Source organism: Ruegeria atlantica, assembly GCF_001458195.1.
GTDB lineage: Bacteria > Pseudomonadota > Alphaproteobacteria > Rhodobacterales > Rhodobacteraceae > Ruegeria > Ruegeria atlantica.
The window spans coordinates 17,103-35,041 of sequence record NZ_CYPU01000009.1; the positions used below are offsets into that span (position 1 = coordinate 17,103).

Consider the following 17,939-nt stretch of genomic DNA (forward strand, 5'->3'; position numbering starts at 1 on the left):
ATGTTCTTGTCTGTTTTTGATATGTTCAAAGTGGGCATCGGCCCGTCCTCGTCACACACAATGGGGCCGATGGTTGCCGCCGCACGGTTTCTGGACCTGATGCGCGCCTCGCCGTTTGAATTCGCCGGTCTTCGCGGATCGCTGCACGGATCGCTGGCTTTTACTGGCGTAGGTCACGCAACAGACCGGGCTACGATCCTTGGACTGGCCGGGTTTGTTCCTGACACCTATGACAACGACAAGGCCGAGGCCGCGTTGGCCGCTATTGCTGAAACGCACTCAGTCACGCCCGAGGGGTTGCCGACCCTGCAATTCGATCCAAAGGCCGATCTGATCTTTGACTACGACCACAACCTACCCGGTCATGCCAACGGCATGATCTTGATGGCGACAGACGCGCAAGGCGACGTGATCCTGCGGCAGGTCTATTATTCCGTAGGCGGCGGTTTTGTCCTGACCGAGGAAGAACTGGCCGATGGCAAAGCCACCAATGACGGCCCTGCCGTGCCTTTCCCGTTCCACTCGGCTGCCGAAATGCTTGAGATGGCAAACGCCAGCGGCAAAAGCATCGCCCAGATGAAGCGCGAAAACGAAATCGCGCGTGGCTGTGCGGACAGTTTCGCCAAAGGCACCGCCCGGCTTTGGGAAGTCATGAACAACTGTATCGAACGTGGACTGAAGACGGATGGCATTCTGCCCGGCGGTCTGAAAGTCCGCCGCCGCGCCAAGGGCATTCACGACGCGTTGTTGGCCGAACGGGGTATGAACCTGAACGCGCCACACACCATCAACGACTGGATGAGCGTCTATGCGATGGCGATAAACGAGGAAAACGCGGCTGGCGGGCAAGTCGTCACTGCGCCCACAAACGGGGCAGCTGGTACGATGCCTGCCGTACTGCGCTATTACCTCGATCACGTTCCGGGTGCCTCGGAAAGCCATATCGAGGACTTCCTCCTTACGGCAGCGGCCATTGGCGGGCTGGTCAAATACAACGCCTCGATCTCAGGCGCTGAGGCTGGGTGTCAGGCTGAAGTTGGAAGCGCCTCGGCAATGGCTGCAGCGGGCCTCTGCGCCGTGATGGGTGGTACGCCCGAGCAGGTCGAAAACGCCGCCGAAATTGCATTGGAGCATCATCTGGGAATGACCTGCGACCCGGTCGCTGGTCTGGTGCAAGTCCCTTGCATCGAACGCAACGGGTTGGCGGCCATCAAAGCCGTCTCGGCTGCTTCACTTGCGCTACGTGGCGATGGGAAACACTTCGTGCCGCTGGATTCGGTGATCGAAACCATGCGCCAGACCGGGCATGATATGCATGAGAAGTACAAGGAAACGTCTCTGGGCGGGTTGGCCGTAAACGTGCCAAACTGCTGACAGTTACAGCAATGGAGTTCAACGATGCAAGGACATTGCCTGTGCGGCACCATCCGCTACGAGGTTGATCCTCCGGTCCTGTCCTGCGTGAGCTGCCATTGCGATAGTTGCCGCAGGCAATGTGCGGCCCCGATGACGACCTATTTTGGCGTGCGCGACGGGCAATGGCGCTGGACTGGCGAGCCGCCGAAAACCTTTAATTCCTCGCCCGGTGTCGAGCGCAGCTTTTGTCCCAATTGCGGCACGCCGATCTCGTTTCGATCCCAAGCCATGTCGGACGTACTGCATTTGTATGTCGCCACATTAGAGGATCCCAACCAATTGCAGCCCACGCTGCACGTGGCCCATGAAGAACGGCTGGATTGGCTGAAACTGGACGACGACCTGCCCGTCTGCATCGGACCCGACTACACGAAGGTGCAGCCGATTTCATAGACGCTTTCAACCGGGTGCCAAAACCCGTAGCGTCGCCGCATGACCCAGGATCGTCCCGTCTTTGGCATCTTCTTGATGCTGTGTTTTTGCGTGCTTGCACCGATGGGCGATTCCATCGCCAAGCTGCTGGGCGAGACGACACCGGTCGGCGTTCTGGTGTTTATTCGCTTTGCCGTTCAGGCGTTGATCCTGATACCTTTGGTGGCCCTGACCAGGCGGCACTGGCGCATGCGTGGACGTCTTGTGTGGCTGGCGTTCATCCGAACGGTTCTGCACATCATTGCTATCGCGGCAATGTTCAGCGCACTGCAATACTTGCCGCTGGCAGACGCAGTCGCCATCGCCTTTGTCATGCCCTTCATCATGCTGTTGCTGGGCAAGTACGTGCTGGGTGAAGAGGTCGGTATGCGCCGCCTGATCGCCTGTGTTGTCGGGTTCTTGGGCACTTTGCTGGTCATCCAGCCCAGCTTTGTTCAGGTCGGTGCCGCCGCTCTGTTACCCTTGGTCGTTGCGATTGTCTTTTCCCTTTTCATGTTGGTGACACGACAGATTGCCAAGGAAACCGACCCAATAGTCTTGCAGGCCGTATCCGGAGTGATGGCGACGGTTCTGCTGCTGCCGGTTCTGGCGCTGGGAACACTCGGCAATATTTGGGAGCTGTCCTTCATCTTTCCCGAGCGTGAAAGTCACCTGCTGCTGATCGGGATCGGTGTCCTGGGCACTGTCGCGCATCTGTTCATGACGTGGTCGTTGCGCTACGCGCCGTCCGCCACGCTGGCCCCCATGCAGTATCTTGAGATCCCAGTGGCGACGTTCTTTGGCTGGTTGATCTTCCATGACCTTCCGGATGGCATGGCCGCTGTCGGCATTGGCATCACCGTCGCCGCGGGCCTATATGTCATTCTGCGCGAGCGGGCCAGCGCCCGGTCTGCCCCGACAGAAACGCCTGCGTAACCTGATCCAGAGCGTATCGCGGCACCATCACCAGCAATCCCGGCGCATCCACCGTCAGTTCAACATCCGCCAGCGCGCGGTTGGACGTGCCTACCTGCCCGCCTGGTTCCATCACCAAATCGTCGATGGGCCACTCCAGCCCTCTGCTGGTACCGGTTACCCGCTGAAACGGAAAAAATGAAACGACATCGCCAGGGGTGATACACAGGGAAATCTGTGGAGGCGCGTGGAAGACGACCTCCGTCTCGCCCAACAGGACACAGGGGCGATCCTGTCTCTGAACCAACGTGTTAAGAACAGCAAGCTGATGGTCCAACCTCCCGCCCAAGAACCCTGCCCCCAACACAACAGGCGCGTCGATGCTGCGCAGAGCCTTGTCAAAATCCGTGCTGTTTTGTTCCCGTATGGGATACAACCGGTCCACTGGAATTTGGTCTTTGTGCCGACTGTCCAGCGAATCGAAATCGCCAATCACGGCAGCTGGAATGCAACCTGATTCTACCAATGGGGCGGCTCCACCATCGGCCGCCACGACCGTATTGGCGCGAATCAGCATCACCTCTAGATCGTCAGGGCCGATTTCCCCACCTCCGACCAATGCAATTGGCTCAAATGACCGTACAATTGGGCGTTTTTTACTTAGATTGATCATTTTTCCCGGATTTGGACACATTGAGACCACAAAATGATAGGTTCATGCAGAGAGTTCCGAGCCAATAGGTGTGCCTGCATAAGGTGGTTGGCTCTCGTAGTTTGTAGAGGACGTGCGTCTGATGGTACAGAACAACAAGGTATTGACCGTTTCTTATGGAACCTTCTCCTGCACTTTGGAAGGATTCGACAATTCATTCGAAACGATGAAGGCAATCGCAGAGTACTTCCGTGATCTTTCTGCCGACGATCGGTATTTTGGTTCTGAACCCCCACAGCCTGACGCAGAAATGCTGACCCGGATCGCACAGCGTGACGCCGCAAAACATGTAGAAGCCAGCCAGAGCGATTCCGGCCTGTTGCTGCGCGCGACCCAGCAGGCTGCAAAGCCAACCCCTGCTGTGGTTCCAACCGCTGCACAAGCAGACCCCCAAGTGATGAGCCCCAGTGCCACCCCCCCTGCACAAGGGGCCGAGTCGTTCTTTGCTGATGCCGAGCCGGTTGAAAGCGCGCCTGCCCCGGCTGCGGACAGCATTGCAGCGAAACTGCAGCGCATCCGCGCCGTCGTTTCGCATGCCGAAGAAAACTCGGTGATTTATGCAGAAGACGAGGACACAAGCCTGGGTAATCAGCCAGCTGCCCCGATGGATGCGGTCGCCGCCGCGTTTGAGGCGGGTTCTCTCAAGGCGTCGGACCTTTCGGAAACGGACAAGCCGGAAGCAGCCGCTGAACCGATGGCACCAGCTTTTGAGGCGGAAGAAATCGAGGATACCCTTGCCGTGGCAGAGCCAGTGGCAGAAGCCGAAACAACGGAAGAACCGGTAGAACCCGTGCAGCCGTTCTCGATGCAGCAGGACGCCGACTACGAAGACGAGGAAGAGGAAGAGGCGCCCACGCCCTCGGCGCTGTTCACCGATCTTGATGAAACGGCCGAAACCGATGAGCCCGGCAATATCCTGAGCGAAGAAACCGAAGCGGATCAGATCGACGATGCCACAGAGAGCCAAGAGGGTTATCTGACCGCCGAGGATGAGGCCAATGTTCTAAGTGAGATCTCGAAGGTCGAGGCCGCAATGGACGTTCAATCCCCGAACGATACGGCCTTGGATCAGGATTTGTCCCGCCTGATGGACAAGGCCGACATCCAGATGGATGACCCGGCGACCATCACGCAGCGCGAAACCTATTCGCATCTGCGCACGGCAGTCGCCGCGACCGAAGCTGAGCGCGAGGCCAGGCCCCAGCAAGAAGAGTCCGAGGAAAGCGGATACCGCGGCGATCTGACCTCGGTCGTCAGCCCGCGTCGCCCCGAGATTCAGGTCACCAGCATGCGACCGCAGTCGGACACCTCGTCGCCGCTGAAACTGGTTGCTGAACAGCGTGTCGACGTAAGGGAACAGGATGCCGGTCCGGTAACCCCGCGCCGCGTTACGTCCAAATCAGAAGACGAAGCAGGCGATTCCAACGAAGAAGGTGGTTTTGCCCTGTTTGCACAGGAACAAGGCGCACAATCGCTGCCCGACCTGTTGGAGGCTGCCGCCGCTTACCTGTCGTTCATCGAAGGTCAGGAACAATTCTCGCGCCCACAGCTGATGAATAAGATCCGCTCGCTCAAGCAGGACGACTTCAACCGCGAAGAAAGCCTGCGCTCGTTCGGTCAATTGCTTCGGGACGGCAAGATCGAAAAAGCTGGTGGTGGTCGTTTTGCCGCCTCAACGCAGATCGGGTTCCGACCCGATGATGAGCGCGCCGCAGGCTGAAATAAAAAAATCAAAAGAAAAAGGGGCCGATGCAATCATCGGCCCCTTTTTGTACAGGAAAAGAAGTGCTCTCTCAATCTTCCGACTGATCCGGGTCTGCTTGCCCAATGCCTTTGAACACGAACTTGAAGGGCAAGGCCCACACGATGCCCAGACCGACATAGACCAGCAGTTCAAGCCAGATCGGCGGGCGATCAAGCCAGTTCACAACCGTCACCACAGCCACGATGTAAAGCGGCAACCCAATCAGTAAAAGCGCCAGAGACCAGCGGCGGCGCGCCTTGTAGCTGAGGCCTTGTTTCTGTTCCTCTGCCATCAGTCTGCAAACGGGTCTGTCACCAGTATGGTGTCATCCCGCTCCGGGCTGGTGGACAAAAGGGCGACGGGACAATCGATCAGCTCTTCGACCCGGCGCACATATTTGATGGCATTGGCCGGCAGATCCGCCCAGCTGCGCGCCCCTTCGGTGGATTCACTCCAACCCGGCATCTCTTCATAAATCGGCTTGCAGCGCGCCTGTTGGTCGGCCGCAGTCGGAAGATAATCCAGACGTTCTCCGTCCAGCTCATAGCCAACGCAGATTTTCAGGGTTTCGAATCCGTCCAGAACGTCCAGCTTGGTCAGCGAGATACCGTTCACACCGCTGGTCGCGCATGTTTGGCGCACCAGGCAGGCATCGAACCAACCACAACGACGTTTGCGGCCTGTGGTTGTCCCGAATTCGTGCCCACGCTCGCCAAGCCGCTGACCATCGTCGTCGTCCAGCTCGGTTGGGAACGGCCCCTCACCCACTCGTGTTGTATAGGCTTTGACAATGCCAAGAACGAAATCAATGGACCCCGGACCGATGCCGACGCCTGTGGAAGCTTGACCGGCGATTACATTGGACGACGTCACAAACGGGTAAGTTCCGAAATCAATATCCAGAAGCGCACCTTGCGCGCCTTCGAACAGGATACGCTTGCCGGCCTTGCGCTTTTCGTTCAACACTTTCCAGACGGGTGCAGCAAACGGCAGAATTTGCGGCGCGATCTCTTTAAGCTGAGCGATCAGAGCATTACGATCAATCGGCTCCAGCCCAAGGCCGTTTCGCAGCGCGTTGTGGTGAACCAGGGCGCGATCAACCCGCAATGCCAGCGTTGCATCGTCTGCAAGATCAGCCACTCGGATCACACGTCGGCCAACCTTGTCTTCGTAGCAAGGACCAATGCCGCGGCCGGTTGTCCCGATTTTCGCAACCGAGTTTTGACTTTCACGCGCCCGATCCAGTTCACCATGGAACGGCAGGATCAGCGGTGTATTTTCAGCAATCATTAGATTTTCAGGGGTGATTTCGACGCCCTGAGCCTGAATGGTTCCGATCTCTTTGATCAGGTGCCAAGGATCCAGCACAACACCGTTTCCGATGACACTCAGTTTTCCGCCGCGAACAACACCGGACGGAAGCGCATGCAGCTTGTAGACTTCACCATCGATGACCAGCGTGTGACCGGCGTTATGTCCGCCCTGAAAGCGTGCAATTACGTCTGCACGCTCGCTGAGCCAGTCGACGATCTTGCCTTTTCCTTCGTCACCCCACTGGGCGCCGACAACAACCACATTGGCCATATCCGGTCCTTTTGCGCTGAGATATCAAACTCGGCTCGTATAACGGGGGTAACGCGACAGGGAAACCGGTAATTCGACGCAGTTGAGCAGTTCCGGGGACTACTTGTCCGTTAGCTGCACCGGATTGCCGTGTGGGGTTGTCAGATATGCGTCTTCCCAGGCGTTGCGCAGCCGGTTTACGTCGTTGGGCGTGGCTGTGCCTTGCTCGGCCAACAATGCCTCAAGCGTTTCCAGCCACGCGAAAAAGTAGTCGTTCCCGCCGTTCAGTTCCCGATCCAGCCCATGGCGCTTCAGGGTGTCCGAGAACCGCGCAGCCCAATCGGGCCAATCAAACCGGCCGGTCTCATTTAGTGCTACCGTCACGGCAAACACCTGCGCATGCCAGGGTTCAGCAAAAACAGGCTCAGGGGCGGCATGGGCAACGCAATCGCTCATACCGGGCCCAGATAGCTTTGCCAAAGATCTAAAACCACCTCGTCATTGGGATGTTCCGGGTTGGTCCAAAGTTCGGATGCCGGGAATACAACAGCATATAGAGGCTCAGGCGCGTCTCCCAATCTGTGAGCGCTGGAATCCGGCAGCACGTGCGTCCCGTGCACCATTAGAATGCGCCCCTTCGCTCCGGCGGCATAGTGGGGCAACCGAGTATGACCGCCGTCGACGCGGCGGTTGGCAGTTGGACGTGTTGTCACGACCTCCTGCCCTACCGAATATTCCGTCGGGACGTTCGAAGGTCTATCCGCAGGACCGCCGCTGGCCAGCACTCCAGCAACCGCGTCGGCCTTCATCTTGCGGCCCGCCAGAGGGTGTTCTTCTTTGTCCGCCTCGCCACGCAGGTCTTCTTCGGTCAGCACGCCGCTTTCGACCAGCAAGTTCGTCAGGGCTGAAATCCATTTCTCGTAATAAGAAAATCGCGTGTAGTCCTTGGGTGAGAGCCTCTCGCGTGCGTGACGTGAGATATCAATATTCCATTGCCCCAGCGATCCAGTAGCCAGCGTGACTGCCAATGCCCGCGCATGCCAGTCTTCAGCAAAAACCGGGGCATCATCGGGTTCGGGGTGCACAGGTCCATCGCCGAACCGCCCCCCCATATCGTGAACTCTGGTCATGACGGCACCTTTGGCAGGCCGGTTCCGATCATGCTGTCGCGTGTGACAAGTGCCGCCAACTCGTCTTCGGTTAAGCCATCCGTGTCTTCTGGCCGCATCGGAAGCACAAGGTACCGCACTTCGGCCGTCGAATCCCAAACGCGAACCGAGGACGTCTCGGGCAGGGTCACCCCGAACTCAGCCAGAACCTTGCGCGGCTCACGCACAGCCCGCGCCCGGTAGGCATCGGATTTGTACCAACCCGGCGGAATACCAAGCAGCGGCCACGGGTAACAACTGCACAGGGTGCACACGACCATGTTGTGCTGTTCAGGTGTGTTTGCGACGACAACCATGTGTTCGCCCTGACGCCCATAGTAACCCAGATCGGCGACAACCGATGTGGCATCTTTCAGCAACGCGGCTTTGAAGTCTGGGTCAGTCCAGGCTTTGGCGACGACCCGCGCGCCGTTCTGCGGGCCGATCTTGTTCTGATAGGTATCAATAATTTCATCCAGCGCCGCCGGATCGATCAGTCCCTTGCGAGTCAGAATCGTTTCCAGCGCCTTTACCCGCAGCGCAGGATCAGGTGGCAAAAGGGTGTGCGGGTGGTCGTGATCATCATGTGGCATGGCCGCAGCCTGCGCGAGGTGCGGCCATGCTGTCCAGTCCCTTTGCTGTGATCTGAAACATCACCGTTCTTGATCCCAACTCCTCCCTTGCCCCCGCTGGAAAACTTGCATAAGTACCACGCGATACACGCCACGCTGTACAGGAACACCATGGAAAACGTCGTTCTCATTATCCACCTCCTCTTGGCTCTGGGCCTGATCGCCGTCGTTCTGATGCAGCGGTCCGAAGGCGGTGGCCTTGGCATGGGCGGCGGGGGTGGCGGCGCCATGACCGGACGCGCCGCAGCGACTGCTTTGGGCAAGGTGACGTGGATCCTGGCCGCTTGTTTCATCGTGACATCAATCACGCTGACCATTCTGGCCGCACAGAAATCCTCGGGTAGTTCGGTGATCGACCGTTTGGGCGTTCCGGCACCAGCACCGACCGAGGAAAGCACACCTGCGGTTCCGTCGGCTGACGATCTGCTGCCTCCGGCAGATGGCGACAACGCGCCGCTGATCCCACAAGCCAACTGATCCACAAAACCTAGAAACTTGAAAGAGAACTGCAACAGCATCTTGCGGTTCTCTTGCGCTATTGGCGCGAATCCTTTATATGTGAAGTCCCGTGGTGCAGCGGTTTTTCGGAACCGTCGGGCAGCTGATTTTGACGTCTCACGGGAGCAGCCGAAAACATGGCGCGTTTTATTTTCATCACTGGTGGTGTGGTTTCGTCTTTGGGTAAAGGACTGGCTTCGGCGGCTTTGGGCGCGCTGTTGCAGGCCCGAGGGTATTCGGTACGTCTGCGCAAGCTGGACCCCTATCTCAACGTTGACCCCGGCACGATGTCGCCGTTCGAGCATGGCGAAGTGTTCGTGACCGATGACGGGGCCGAAACCGACCTGGATCTTGGTCACTACGAACGTTTCACCGGTGTGGCAGCGCGCAAGACCGACTCGGTTAGTTCAGGTCGGATTTATTCCAACGTGCTCGAGAAAGAGCGCCGCGGCGACTATCTGGGCAAGACCATTCAGGTGATTCCGCACGTCACCAACGAGATCAAAGACTTTATCTCGATCGGTGAGGATGAGGTCGATTTCATGCTGTGCGAGATTGGCGGCACCGTCGGCGATATCGAAGGTCTGCCCTTCTTTGAAGCTATCCGTCAGTTCAGCCAGGACAAGCCGCGCGGCCAATGCCTGTTCATGCACCTGACCCTGCTGCCCTACATCAAAGCCTCGGGCGAACTGAAAACCAAGCCGACCCAGCACTCGGTGAAAGAGCTGCGCTCGATCGGTCTGGCCCCTGACATTCTGGTCTGTCGCTCTGAGGGTCCCATCCCGGTCAAAGAACGCGAAAAGCTGGCGTTGTTCTGCAACGTGCGCCCGGACAGCGTGATCGCGGCACAGGATCTGTCGACCATTTATGACGCCCCGCTGGCCTATCACCGCGAAGGTCTGGATCAGGCGGTTCTGGATGCGTTCCAGATCAGCCCTGCCCCCAAGCCTGATCTCACAAAATGGGAAGATGTCAGCGACCGCATCCACAATGCCGAAGGCGAAGTCAAAGTCGCCATCGTCGGCAAATACACGCAGCTTGAAGACGCCTATAAATCGATTGCCGAGGCCCTGACCCATGGCGGTATGGCCAACCGGGTTCGCGTAAAAGTCGAATGGGTCGATGCCGAGGTGTTTGATACCGAAGACGCAGCCCCGCATCTGGAAGGATTTCACGCGATCCTCGTTCCCGGTGGATTTGGCGAACGCGGCACTGAAGGCAAGATCAAAGCCGCGCAATACGCACGCGAACACAAAGTGCCCTACCTGGGAATCTGCCTTGGTATGCAGATGGCTGTAATCGAAGCAGCCCGCAACGCCGCTGGCATTACCGAAGCGGGCTCGGAGGAGTTCGACCACGAAGCGGGCAAAAAACGTTTTGAGCCTGTTGTTTACCACCTGAAAGAATGGGTGCAGGGCAACCACAAGGTCGAACGCAAGGTCGGTGACGATAAAGGCGGTACCATGCGTTTGGGCGCCTATGACGCGGTACTGGCCGATGGCTCGAAAGTGGCAGAGGTATACGGCGGCACCAATATCGAAGAGCGCCACCGCCACCGCTATGAGGTGGATATCAAGTATCGCGACAAGCTGGAAAAGGCTGGTCTGAACTTCTCGGGCATGTCGCCCGATGGTCGCCTGCCCGAAATCGTCGAATGGTCTGACCACCCTTGGTTCATCGGCGTCCAGTACCATCCGGAACTGAAATCCAAACCATTTGAACCGCATCCACTGTTCCGCGATTTTGTGCGCGCAGCGAAAGACACCTCTCGTCTCGTTTAAGAGCTATCTGTGTCGGACTGTCACCCCGCATTGTTTTGTGGCTTGTAACCTCCTAACTATTTGAACAAGCAGGCCCGCGTGCCGCGTAATTTGATGCAGTTCAAAGATTCAGGAGTATTCCGATGAGCAATTCGACAACGATCACAAACCTCCAACAAGCGCTTCACATGGAAATGACAGCAGCGCATCAGTACCAGTTGCATGCGCATGTGCTGAATGACTGGGGCTTGGACATCCTGGCCGAAAAAATGCGCGGCGAAATGCAGGAAGAATTGGGGCATTCTGATGCCTATATCGAACGCATTCTTTTCCTGGGCGCAAAGCCAGAGCTTGAGCTTCAGAAAAACCCAAAGGCGGCGGACGACCTGGAAGAGATGTTTACCGCAGACCTGAAGGATGAAATGGAAGCCATCGATTTCTACACCCAAGCCGCAGCACAGGCGGCCGAGGCTGGCGACGTTGGAACCCGAACATTGTTTGAACGAATTTTGCTGGAGGAAGAAGGCCACAAAGCATGGCTGGAGACCGAGTTGTCTCTTCTCAAGCGGCTAGGCGAGTCGGCGTTCAGCGCCAGATACGTATCAGGCACTGCCGGCCAAGACTAAATCCTCTTCAACTGATCTCACCATGTCGCAGAATTCGGGCCAACAAATGTTGGCCCATTTTCTTTCGTCACCGCAAAGTGACGGCGTGAGGCCAAAAAATACTACTCGCGCACAGTTCCACGTGGTTACTGTTGGGTAAATGATGACAGGAGAGGCCCAAATGACCGATCAAATCCAAAACGCAGAAACCTTTGCGGCCCTGCACAAAAAGGGCGATCCGGTCATCCTTTTTAACATTTGGGACGCTGGCAGCGCCGGTGCCGTGCGGGATGCAGGCGCGATGGCATTGGCGACCGGCAGCGCACCCGTTGCAATGGCGCAGGGGTTTGGCGACGGCCAGAACATTCCGCTGGATGTCGCTTTGGACAACGCCGGTCGAATCGTCAGCGCCGTAGACCTTCCTGTTTCTTTGGATTTCGAGGGGGCTTATGCCGAGGACGCGGTGGGAATAATCGCCAATGTCCAAAGTGCACTTGAAACAGGTGTCGTCGGCTTCAACTTCGAAGACCAGATTGTCGGCACCAAAGACCTGTACGACATCGAAACCCAGGCGGCTCGCGTTGGTGCGATGCGCGAAGGGTGCGACGTCGCTGGCGTCCCTGCTTTTATCAACGCCAGAACGGACATCTTCCTGAAGGCAGCGCCGGAAACGCATGACGAGGCGATGCTCGACGATGCGATGGCTCGCGCCAAAGCCTATGCCGACGCGGGTGCCAACGGATTCTTTGCACCCGGCCTCAAGGATGAGGACATGATCGCCCGGCTTTGCGAATCGACTGATCTACCTGTGAATATCATTGCGCTGCCCGGGACCCCGGATACCGCGACGCTTGCGTCACTGGGCGTTGCCCGTATCAGTTATGGGCCTGTGCCGTACCGGAAGATGCTGGGCTGGCTGCAGGAACAAGCGAAACAGGCGCTGCAGTCAGGCGCCTAGCCAGCGAGTAGATACCGATACAAGCGGATACCGGCAAAGTTGTGACCATTACGGCTATGACGGGTAGTCAGCGCTTGGCGGGCCACAAAATATGGAATAACCTCGCGGCATGTTGAAAAAATTCCTTCAGGCGTTTCGTCCGCCACAGCACGACCATTTGCCCGATCCTGACGCCGAACTGGCCTTGGGTGCTTTGATGGTGCGCGTGGCGCAGGCAGATCGGGATTACAAGCTGGAAGAAATCAGCCTGATCGACCGTATTCTTGCGCGGCTCTATCAGCACAACGCGATCGAGGCCGCCAAAGTCCGCGCCACCTGCGAAAAATTGCACGCCGCCGCGCCAGACACCGATACATTCGGCAAGTTGATCCGCGAAACAACCGACCTGCAGGAACGTCTGGCCGCGCTGGACGCTTTGTGGGAGGTCGTTCTGGCCGATGGCAATTCGGACGAAGGCGAAATGAAGATCGTCGAAGAAGCGCGCATCGCCATGGGCCTGAGCTTTAAAGACAGCCAAGAAGCGCATGAACGGGTACAAACGCGCTTGGAACAGAAGTAGTCCGCTTCTATAACCAATTCATGTTCAGCGATTTTCTGTCCCGGCTCACGCAGCCGCAGCTCGACCCACTTGCCGATAACGACGCCCGTTTGGCCCTTACGGCCCTTCTGGTGCGCATCGCCAGATCCGACAATGACTATGCCGACACGGAAATGGCACGAATCGACCGGATATCGACGGAACGCTATGGCCTGTCCCCTTTTGAGGCCGCAGCCCTTCGCGCAAGCGCCGAAGATCTAGAAGCCGAAGCCCCCGATACCGTCCGCTTTACCCGCGCAATCAAAGAGGCTGTCGCTTACGATGACCGATTGGCCGTGGTTCAGGCGATGTGGTCGGTCGCACTGGCCGATGGGCATCGGACCGGCGAAGAAGATTCGCTGCTGCGTCTCGTGGTCAGTCTGCTGGGTGTCAGCGATGTCGATTCTGCCCTGGCCCGGCAAAAGGCAGCCAAATCGTGATTGCAATGCTGGGCATGTATGACATGCCCGCGCTGCAACCAGCCAATGATCGTTTCTGGTCATTGATTCGGGCGCATCTTGGTTTTGATCCCTCACATCTGACACGTGGCGCCGACGTTTGGGATGTCTGGCGTAGCCCCGACCTTGTTTTCTCCCAAACGTGTGGCATGCCTTACCGCACCCGATTGCATGGGAAGGTTCAGCTTGTCGGCACGCCGGACTACGGTCTGGCAGGCTGTCCGCCCGGGTACTACCGGTCTGTTATCGTGGCCCGAAAAGACGATACCCGCGATCTGGACCAGCTTGCCGACGGCATCTTTGCGTACAATGAAGCGCTTTCTCAGTCCGGTTGGGCTGCGCCCATGGTTCATCTGTCACGTCACAGCCGCCTTCCAAGTTCAGTGTTGGAAACCGGCGGTCATGCCCTTTCGGCAGCCGCTGTTGCGGAAGGCCGCGCGGATTATGCCGCGCTGGATGCGCTTACGTGGGAATTACTCAAGGAACACTCGAATTTGGGCCCTGAGCTTCGCGAGGTCGCAGCAACGGAACCTTCGCCCGCCCTGCCCTACATCACGGCCAATTGTCAGGATGCGCCCCGGATTGCAAAGGCGGTTCGTGCAGCCATCAACGATCTTTCCCCCGCCGACCAAAAGATGCTGCACTTGCGTGGTCTGATCGACATTCCAGCCGAGCATTACCTTGCCGTTCCCGACCCGTCCCCTGAGGCTGCCAAATTGATCGATCCGTGACCACTTTGGTCAGAACGTCTGGTCATTTTGACAGTTTGTGGCCTGTTCCGTGTCATTTGCGCATTGCATTGCTCTGAAATTTCAGCCCTAGTACCGCACCAACACCAATAACAGCTGGACCACCCGTGACAGATTCCACTCCGGTCATCGAGATCAAGAACCTACACAAGAGCTTTGGCAATCTTGAGGTATTGAAAGGGGTGGATATCACCGCCAGACGCGGTGATGTCGTCTCACTCATCGGTTCGTCTGGCTCTGGCAAATCGACGCTTCTGCGCTGTTGCAACCTGTTGGAAGACAGCCAAGAGGGCGAGATTCTGTTCAAGGGCGAACCTGTTCGCTGGACTGGCAACGCACATAACCGCCGTCCGGCCGATCCCAAACAGGTCCTACGTATTCGCACAAACCTGTCGATGGTGTTTCAGCAGTTCAATCTGTGGGCACATATGACCATCCTGCAAAACGTGATGGAGGCCCCTGTGACCGTCATGGGCCGCGACAAGGCCGAGGCTGAAGACAGCGCCCGTAGGTATCTGGAAAAGGTCGGCATCGGCGACAAATGCGACGCGTATCCCGCGCAACTGTCAGGCGGTCAGCAGCAACGCGCCGCGATTGCGCGCGGCCTGTGCATGGAGCCTCAGGCCCTGCTGTTCGACGAGCCCACATCGGCGCTGGACCCCGAACTGGAACAGGAAGTCATCAAGGTTATAAAGGATCTGGCCGCCGAAGGCCGCACCATGATCATCGTGACACACGATATGAAAATGGCTGCCGATATCTCAAGCCATGTGGTGTTCCTGCATCAAGGCCTCATCGAAGAAGAAGGCCTGCCGGAAGACATCTTTACGACCCCTGAATCCACGCGACTTCAGGGTTTTCTCTCCGCCACCATGGCGGCATAAATTCAGGACAGAACCAAAAAGGGGAGTAACAATGAAAAACCTGATTCTGACCACAGCAGCACTGGCGCTGAGCGCCGGTATGGCCATGGCCGATACGGTCCGCATGGGCACCGAGGGCGCCTACCCTCCGTGGAACTTCATCAATGACGCCGGCGAGATCGACGGTTTCGAGCGTGAGCTGGGCGACGAGCTGTGCAAGCGCGCAAACCTGGAATGCGAATGGGTCAAGAACGACTGGGATTCGATCATTCCCAACCTGGTGTCGGGCAACTATGACGTCATCATCGCGGGCATGTCGATCACTGACGAGCGTGATGAAGTCATTGATTTCACTCAGAACTACACGCCGCCAGATCCGTCGGCTTATGTTGCAACCTCCGACGACGTAGATGTCGCGAACGGCGTTGTTGCGGCACAGACCGGCACCATTCAGGCCGGTTATATTGCCGAATCCGGTGCAACTCTGGTCGAGTTCGCCAGCCCCGAAGAAACCATCGCAGCCGTGCGCAATGGCGAAGCTGACGCCGTTCTGGCCGATAAATCTTTCCTTGCACCGATTGCAGATGAAGACGCGGACCTGCGCTTTGTCGCCGAAGATGTCCCGCTTGGCGGTGGTGTCGGCATCGGTGTGCGCGAGTCGGACGGTGATCTGAAAGAAAAGCTCAACACTGCCATCCAGTCCATGAAGGACGACGGCAGCCTGAACGAGCTGATCACCAAATGGGAAGTGTCCTCGACCTTCTGATCTGAATCAGGTTGCGCGCCTCAATACCGGGGCGCGCCGCCCCTGAGCCTTAGCACCTCAAGAGGCCCGCCATTTTCTCGTTTTGCACTGATCCCGATACGCTGGGCACGTTCCGCTGGTTTTCTTGCTACCTCACCAACGGCGTACACTGGTCGTTCTACCTGTCGTTCCTGAAGGTTCTGCTGTTGCTGGCCGTCACAGCGCCCGTAGCGTTGAGTTTCGGGTTCGTTGGTGCCATGGCCGCCCGCTCGCATATCCCCCCCGTCAGCTGGCTGGGCAAGGGCTATATCGCGATTGTACGGGGTGTGCCGGACATCGCCTTCTTCTTGTTCTTTGTGATCGCTCTGGATCAGGCTTTTGAATGGACGCGCCATAAGATCCTTTGCCCCGATTGGCCGGACCCGATCCGCCAGGGCAACGACTTCATCGTTTGCCAGTCGGCAAAACTGCCGCTCAGCACCGCGCCGGAATTTGTGCATGAGACCTATGGTTTCTTCCTCGCGGTGATCACCTTCTCGATCGTTTTCGGAGCTTTTGCGGCCAACGTGCTGTTTGGCGGAATGCGGGCGGTTCCCCATGCGCAGCTGGAAACAGCAGCCGCTTATGGCCTTTCCCCCAGCCAGACATTCTGGCGCATCCTCGTGCCGCAAATGTGGGTTTACGCCCTGCCCGGTCTGTCGAACCTGTGGATGGTGCTGATCAAAGCCACCCCACTGCTGTTCCTGCTGGGCATCGAAGACATCGTCTATTGGGCCCGCGAATTGGGCGGGACCAAGACCACGAAATTCACCCAATACCCCCATGGCGACTGGCGGATGTGGTACTTCCTGGCTCTGCTGATCTTCTACCTCGGCATGACCCGCGTCTCGGAAATCGGGCTTGAAAAGCTGATGCGCCGCCTGTCCCACGGACAGGCCACATCAGGCGGAGAGCTTCTGCGCAAGGAGACCACTGCATGAGCTGCATCCAGACCATTCAGGACTACGGCCTGCGTTCCTTGGGCCTTGGTGAGCGGCTACTGCCGCGCAACGACTTTACCCTGTGCGAGCAATTCACCCTGATCGGTTCAGGCATGATCTGGAACATCTATTTCGGTATCATGGCACTGATCACCGGGTTCTTTCTGGCAACCGCCGTGGCAATGGGCAAAGCATCCACCAACAAGTGGCTGCGCAAACCGTCCGAGTGGTTCATCTTTATCTTCCGCGGCTCGCCACTGTTCATCCAGTTCTTCTTTGCCTACTTCTTCTTCCTGTCGCTGAAGAAATCTTACCCGATGTTCGACGCCCTGACGTCGGCATGGCTGGGGGCGTTGATCGTTTTGTTCCTCAACACCGCCGCTTATACCGGTGAGATCTTCTATGGCGCGCTGCGCTCGATCCCCAAGGGTGATATCGAGGCCGCTGATGCCTATGGCATGTCGGGCTGGTCGCGGTTTCGCCGGATCATTTGGCCCACCATGCTGCGTCTGGCCTGGCCTGCCTACACGAACGAAGCGATCTTTCTGTTTCACGCCACCACGCTGGTCTTCTTCTCGGCCTTCCCCGCCTGGCAGCAACGCGGCGACGCGCTGTACTACGCCAGCTATTTCGCCGACAAGACGTTCAATCCGTTCATTCCCTACCCGATTCTGGCCTTTTACTTCATCCTGCTGACACTAGTGGTTGTCGGTGTTTTTGGGCTGATCAACAAACGGCTGAACCGGCACTTGCCAGTAGCCAGAAAGGCCAAGATGAGGTTCCGTCTGAACCTGGCGCGCTAAGTCAGGCAACCAAACAATTCGGCAGCCGGGCTTGTTTTTGGCCCGGTTTTTTCTTGCCGAGAATCTCAGGAAAGTGCTGAGAAAGCGTTATAAATAGGGGAAAATGGTACCGCCTGCTGGATTCGAACCGGCGACCTCTGGATCCACAATCCAGAGACAAGTGAGCCTCCCCATTTGAATGGGCCCACCGTTAAGATTAGGAAACGGAGGACCAAGAATGGCAAACAAGCGACCGAAGCCGGAAGAAATTGTCTCGAAGTTGCGGCAGGTTGAAGTTCTGATGGGGCAAGGGATGCCGCGTCTGGATGCGATCAGACAGATCGGCGTTGTGGAGCAAACCTATTACCGCTGGCGCAAGCAATATGGCGGAATGGGTGTAGACCAATTGAAGGAACTTAGGCG

Annotated in this window: 22 protein-coding genes; 16 read left to right on the forward strand and 6 right to left on the reverse strand. The window is 57.6% G+C overall.

What is annotated here, in order from left to right; all coding sequences use genetic code 11:
* The 3 genes from RUA4292_RS02080 to RUA4292_RS02090 are packed head-to-tail and all read left to right on the forward strand — an operon-like array spanning window position 1 to window position 2,763.
* A complete protein-coding gene (locus RUA4292_RS02080) occupies window positions 1–1,374 on the forward strand; it encodes an L-serine ammonia-lyase (RefSeq protein WP_058276094.1) in 1,374 nt (457 codons plus the stop codon).
* Between the two features lie 24 nt (window positions 1,375–1,398).
* Entirely contained in the window at window positions 1,399–1,809 is a 411-nt protein-coding gene (locus RUA4292_RS02085) for a GFA family protein (protein WP_082636958.1), read from the forward strand.
* Between the two features lie 39 nt (window positions 1,810–1,848).
* Window positions 1,849–2,763, forward strand: coding sequence for a DMT family transporter (locus RUA4292_RS02090; protein WP_058276096.1), 915 nt, complete (start codon window positions 1,849–1,851; stop codon window positions 2,761–2,763).
* Here the strand turns inward: RUA4292_RS02090 and RUA4292_RS02095 are convergent.
* Window positions 2,708–3,415 carry a thiamine diphosphokinase gene (locus RUA4292_RS02095; RefSeq protein ID WP_058276097.1) on the reverse strand — a complete coding sequence of 236 codons (708 nt, stop codon included), beginning with the start codon at window positions 3,413–3,415 and terminating at the stop codon, window positions 2,708–2,710. The genes RUA4292_RS02090 and RUA4292_RS02095 overlap by 56 nt on opposite strands.
* A 121-nt stretch (window positions 3,416–3,536) precedes the next feature.
* Here RUA4292_RS02095 and RUA4292_RS02100 point away from each other — a divergent pair, with 121 nt between their 5' ends.
* The gene (locus RUA4292_RS02100) at window positions 3,537–5,174 is read left to right on the forward strand and encodes a hypothetical protein (RefSeq protein WP_058276098.1); all 1,638 of its coding nucleotides are present in this window, start codon (window positions 3,537–3,539) and stop codon (window positions 5,172–5,174) included.
* 73 nt (window positions 5,175–5,247) lie between these two features.
* On the opposite strand, the gene RUA4292_RS02105 is transcribed toward RUA4292_RS02100, so the two are convergent.
* The 5 genes from RUA4292_RS02105 to nthA form a co-directional block, all read right to left on the reverse strand.
* Window positions 5,248–5,490 (reverse strand): DUF2842 domain-containing protein, encoded by a 243-nt coding sequence (locus RUA4292_RS02105; protein ID WP_058276099.1) that lies wholly within the window; start codon window positions 5,488–5,490, stop codon window positions 5,248–5,250.
* Entirely contained in the window at window positions 5,490–6,782 is a 1,293-nt protein-coding gene (locus tag RUA4292_RS02110; RefSeq protein ID WP_058276100.1) for an adenylosuccinate synthase, read from the reverse strand. Before RUA4292_RS02110 ends, RUA4292_RS02105 begins: the two co-directional genes overlap by 1 nt.
* Window positions 6,783–6,881: 99 nt before the next feature.
* Window positions 6,882–7,217: a nitrile hydratase accessory protein gene (locus RUA4292_RS02115; protein WP_058276101.1), complete on the reverse strand. Its 336-nt coding sequence runs from the start codon at window positions 7,215–7,217 to the stop codon at window positions 6,882–6,884.
* Window positions 7,214–7,891 (reverse strand): nitrile hydratase subunit beta, encoded by a 678-nt coding sequence (gene nthB / locus RUA4292_RS02120; protein WP_058276102.1) that lies wholly within the window; start codon window positions 7,889–7,891, stop codon window positions 7,214–7,216. Before nthB ends, RUA4292_RS02115 begins: the two co-directional genes overlap by 4 nt.
* Entirely contained in the window at window positions 7,888–8,502 is a 615-nt protein-coding gene (gene nthA, locus RUA4292_RS02125) for a nitrile hydratase subunit alpha (protein WP_058276103.1), read from the reverse strand. The genes nthB and nthA overlap by 4 nt, the downstream gene beginning before the upstream one ends.
* 150 nt (window positions 8,503–8,652) lie before the next feature.
* Here nthA and secG point away from each other — a divergent pair, with 150 nt between their 5' ends.
* The 12 genes from secG to RUA4292_RS02185 form a co-directional block, all read left to right on the forward strand.
* Entirely contained in the window at window positions 8,653–9,018 is a 366-nt protein-coding gene (secG, locus tag RUA4292_RS02130; RefSeq protein WP_058276104.1) for a preprotein translocase subunit SecG, read from the forward strand.
* A 158-nt stretch (window positions 9,019–9,176) separates the two neighbouring features.
* Entirely contained in the window at window positions 9,177–10,820 is a 1,644-nt protein-coding gene (pyrG, locus tag RUA4292_RS02135) for a CTP synthase (RefSeq protein WP_058276105.1), read from the forward strand.
* A 122-nt stretch (window positions 10,821–10,942) separates the two neighbouring features.
* Entirely contained in the window at window positions 10,943–11,425 is a 483-nt protein-coding gene (locus tag RUA4292_RS02140) for a bacterioferritin (protein WP_058276106.1), read from the forward strand.
* 160 nt (window positions 11,426–11,585) lie between these two features.
* On the forward strand, window positions 11,586–12,362 hold the full coding sequence (locus RUA4292_RS02145; RefSeq protein WP_058276116.1) for an isocitrate lyase/PEP mutase family protein: 777 nt from the start codon (window positions 11,586–11,588) through the stop codon (window positions 12,360–12,362).
* Between the two features lie 109 nt (window positions 12,363–12,471).
* Complete coding sequence (locus RUA4292_RS02150) at window positions 12,472–12,921, forward strand: tellurite resistance TerB family protein (protein WP_058276107.1); 450 nt, start codon at window positions 12,472–12,474, stop codon at window positions 12,919–12,921.
* Window positions 12,922–12,941: 20 nt separating this feature from the next.
* Window positions 12,942–13,379 carry a tellurite resistance TerB family protein gene (locus RUA4292_RS02155; protein WP_058276108.1) on the forward strand — a complete coding sequence of 146 codons (438 nt, stop codon included), beginning with the start codon at window positions 12,942–12,944 and terminating at the stop codon, window positions 13,377–13,379.
* The gene (locus RUA4292_RS02160) at window positions 13,376–14,128 is read left to right on the forward strand and encodes a phosphate/phosphite/phosphonate ABC transporter substrate-binding protein (RefSeq protein ID WP_058276109.1); all 753 of its coding nucleotides are present in this window, start codon (window positions 13,376–13,378) and stop codon (window positions 14,126–14,128) included. Before RUA4292_RS02155 ends, RUA4292_RS02160 begins: the two co-directional genes overlap by 4 nt.
* Window positions 14,129–14,253: 125 nt before the next feature.
* A complete protein-coding gene (locus RUA4292_RS02165) occupies window positions 14,254–15,030 on the forward strand; it encodes an ABC transporter ATP-binding protein (protein ID WP_058274821.1) in 777 nt (258 codons plus the stop codon).
* Window positions 15,031–15,061: 31 nt separating this feature from the next.
* Window positions 15,062–15,775 (forward strand): transporter substrate-binding domain-containing protein, encoded by a 714-nt coding sequence (locus tag RUA4292_RS02170; RefSeq protein ID WP_058276110.1) that lies wholly within the window; start codon window positions 15,062–15,064, stop codon window positions 15,773–15,775.
* A gap of 71 nt (window positions 15,776–15,846) precedes the next feature.
* Complete coding sequence (locus RUA4292_RS02175) at window positions 15,847–16,734, forward strand: ABC transporter permease (RefSeq protein ID WP_058276111.1); 888 nt, start codon at window positions 15,847–15,849, stop codon at window positions 16,732–16,734.
* A complete protein-coding gene (locus tag RUA4292_RS02180; protein ID WP_058276112.1) occupies window positions 16,731–17,537 on the forward strand; it encodes an ABC transporter permease in 807 nt (268 codons plus the stop codon). The genes RUA4292_RS02175 and RUA4292_RS02180 overlap by 4 nt, the downstream gene beginning before the upstream one ends.
* A 217-nt stretch (window positions 17,538–17,754) precedes the next feature.
* The coding region (locus RUA4292_RS02185) for a transposase (RefSeq protein ID WP_058276079.1) at window positions 17,755–17,939 on the forward strand (185 nt) is incomplete at its 3' end.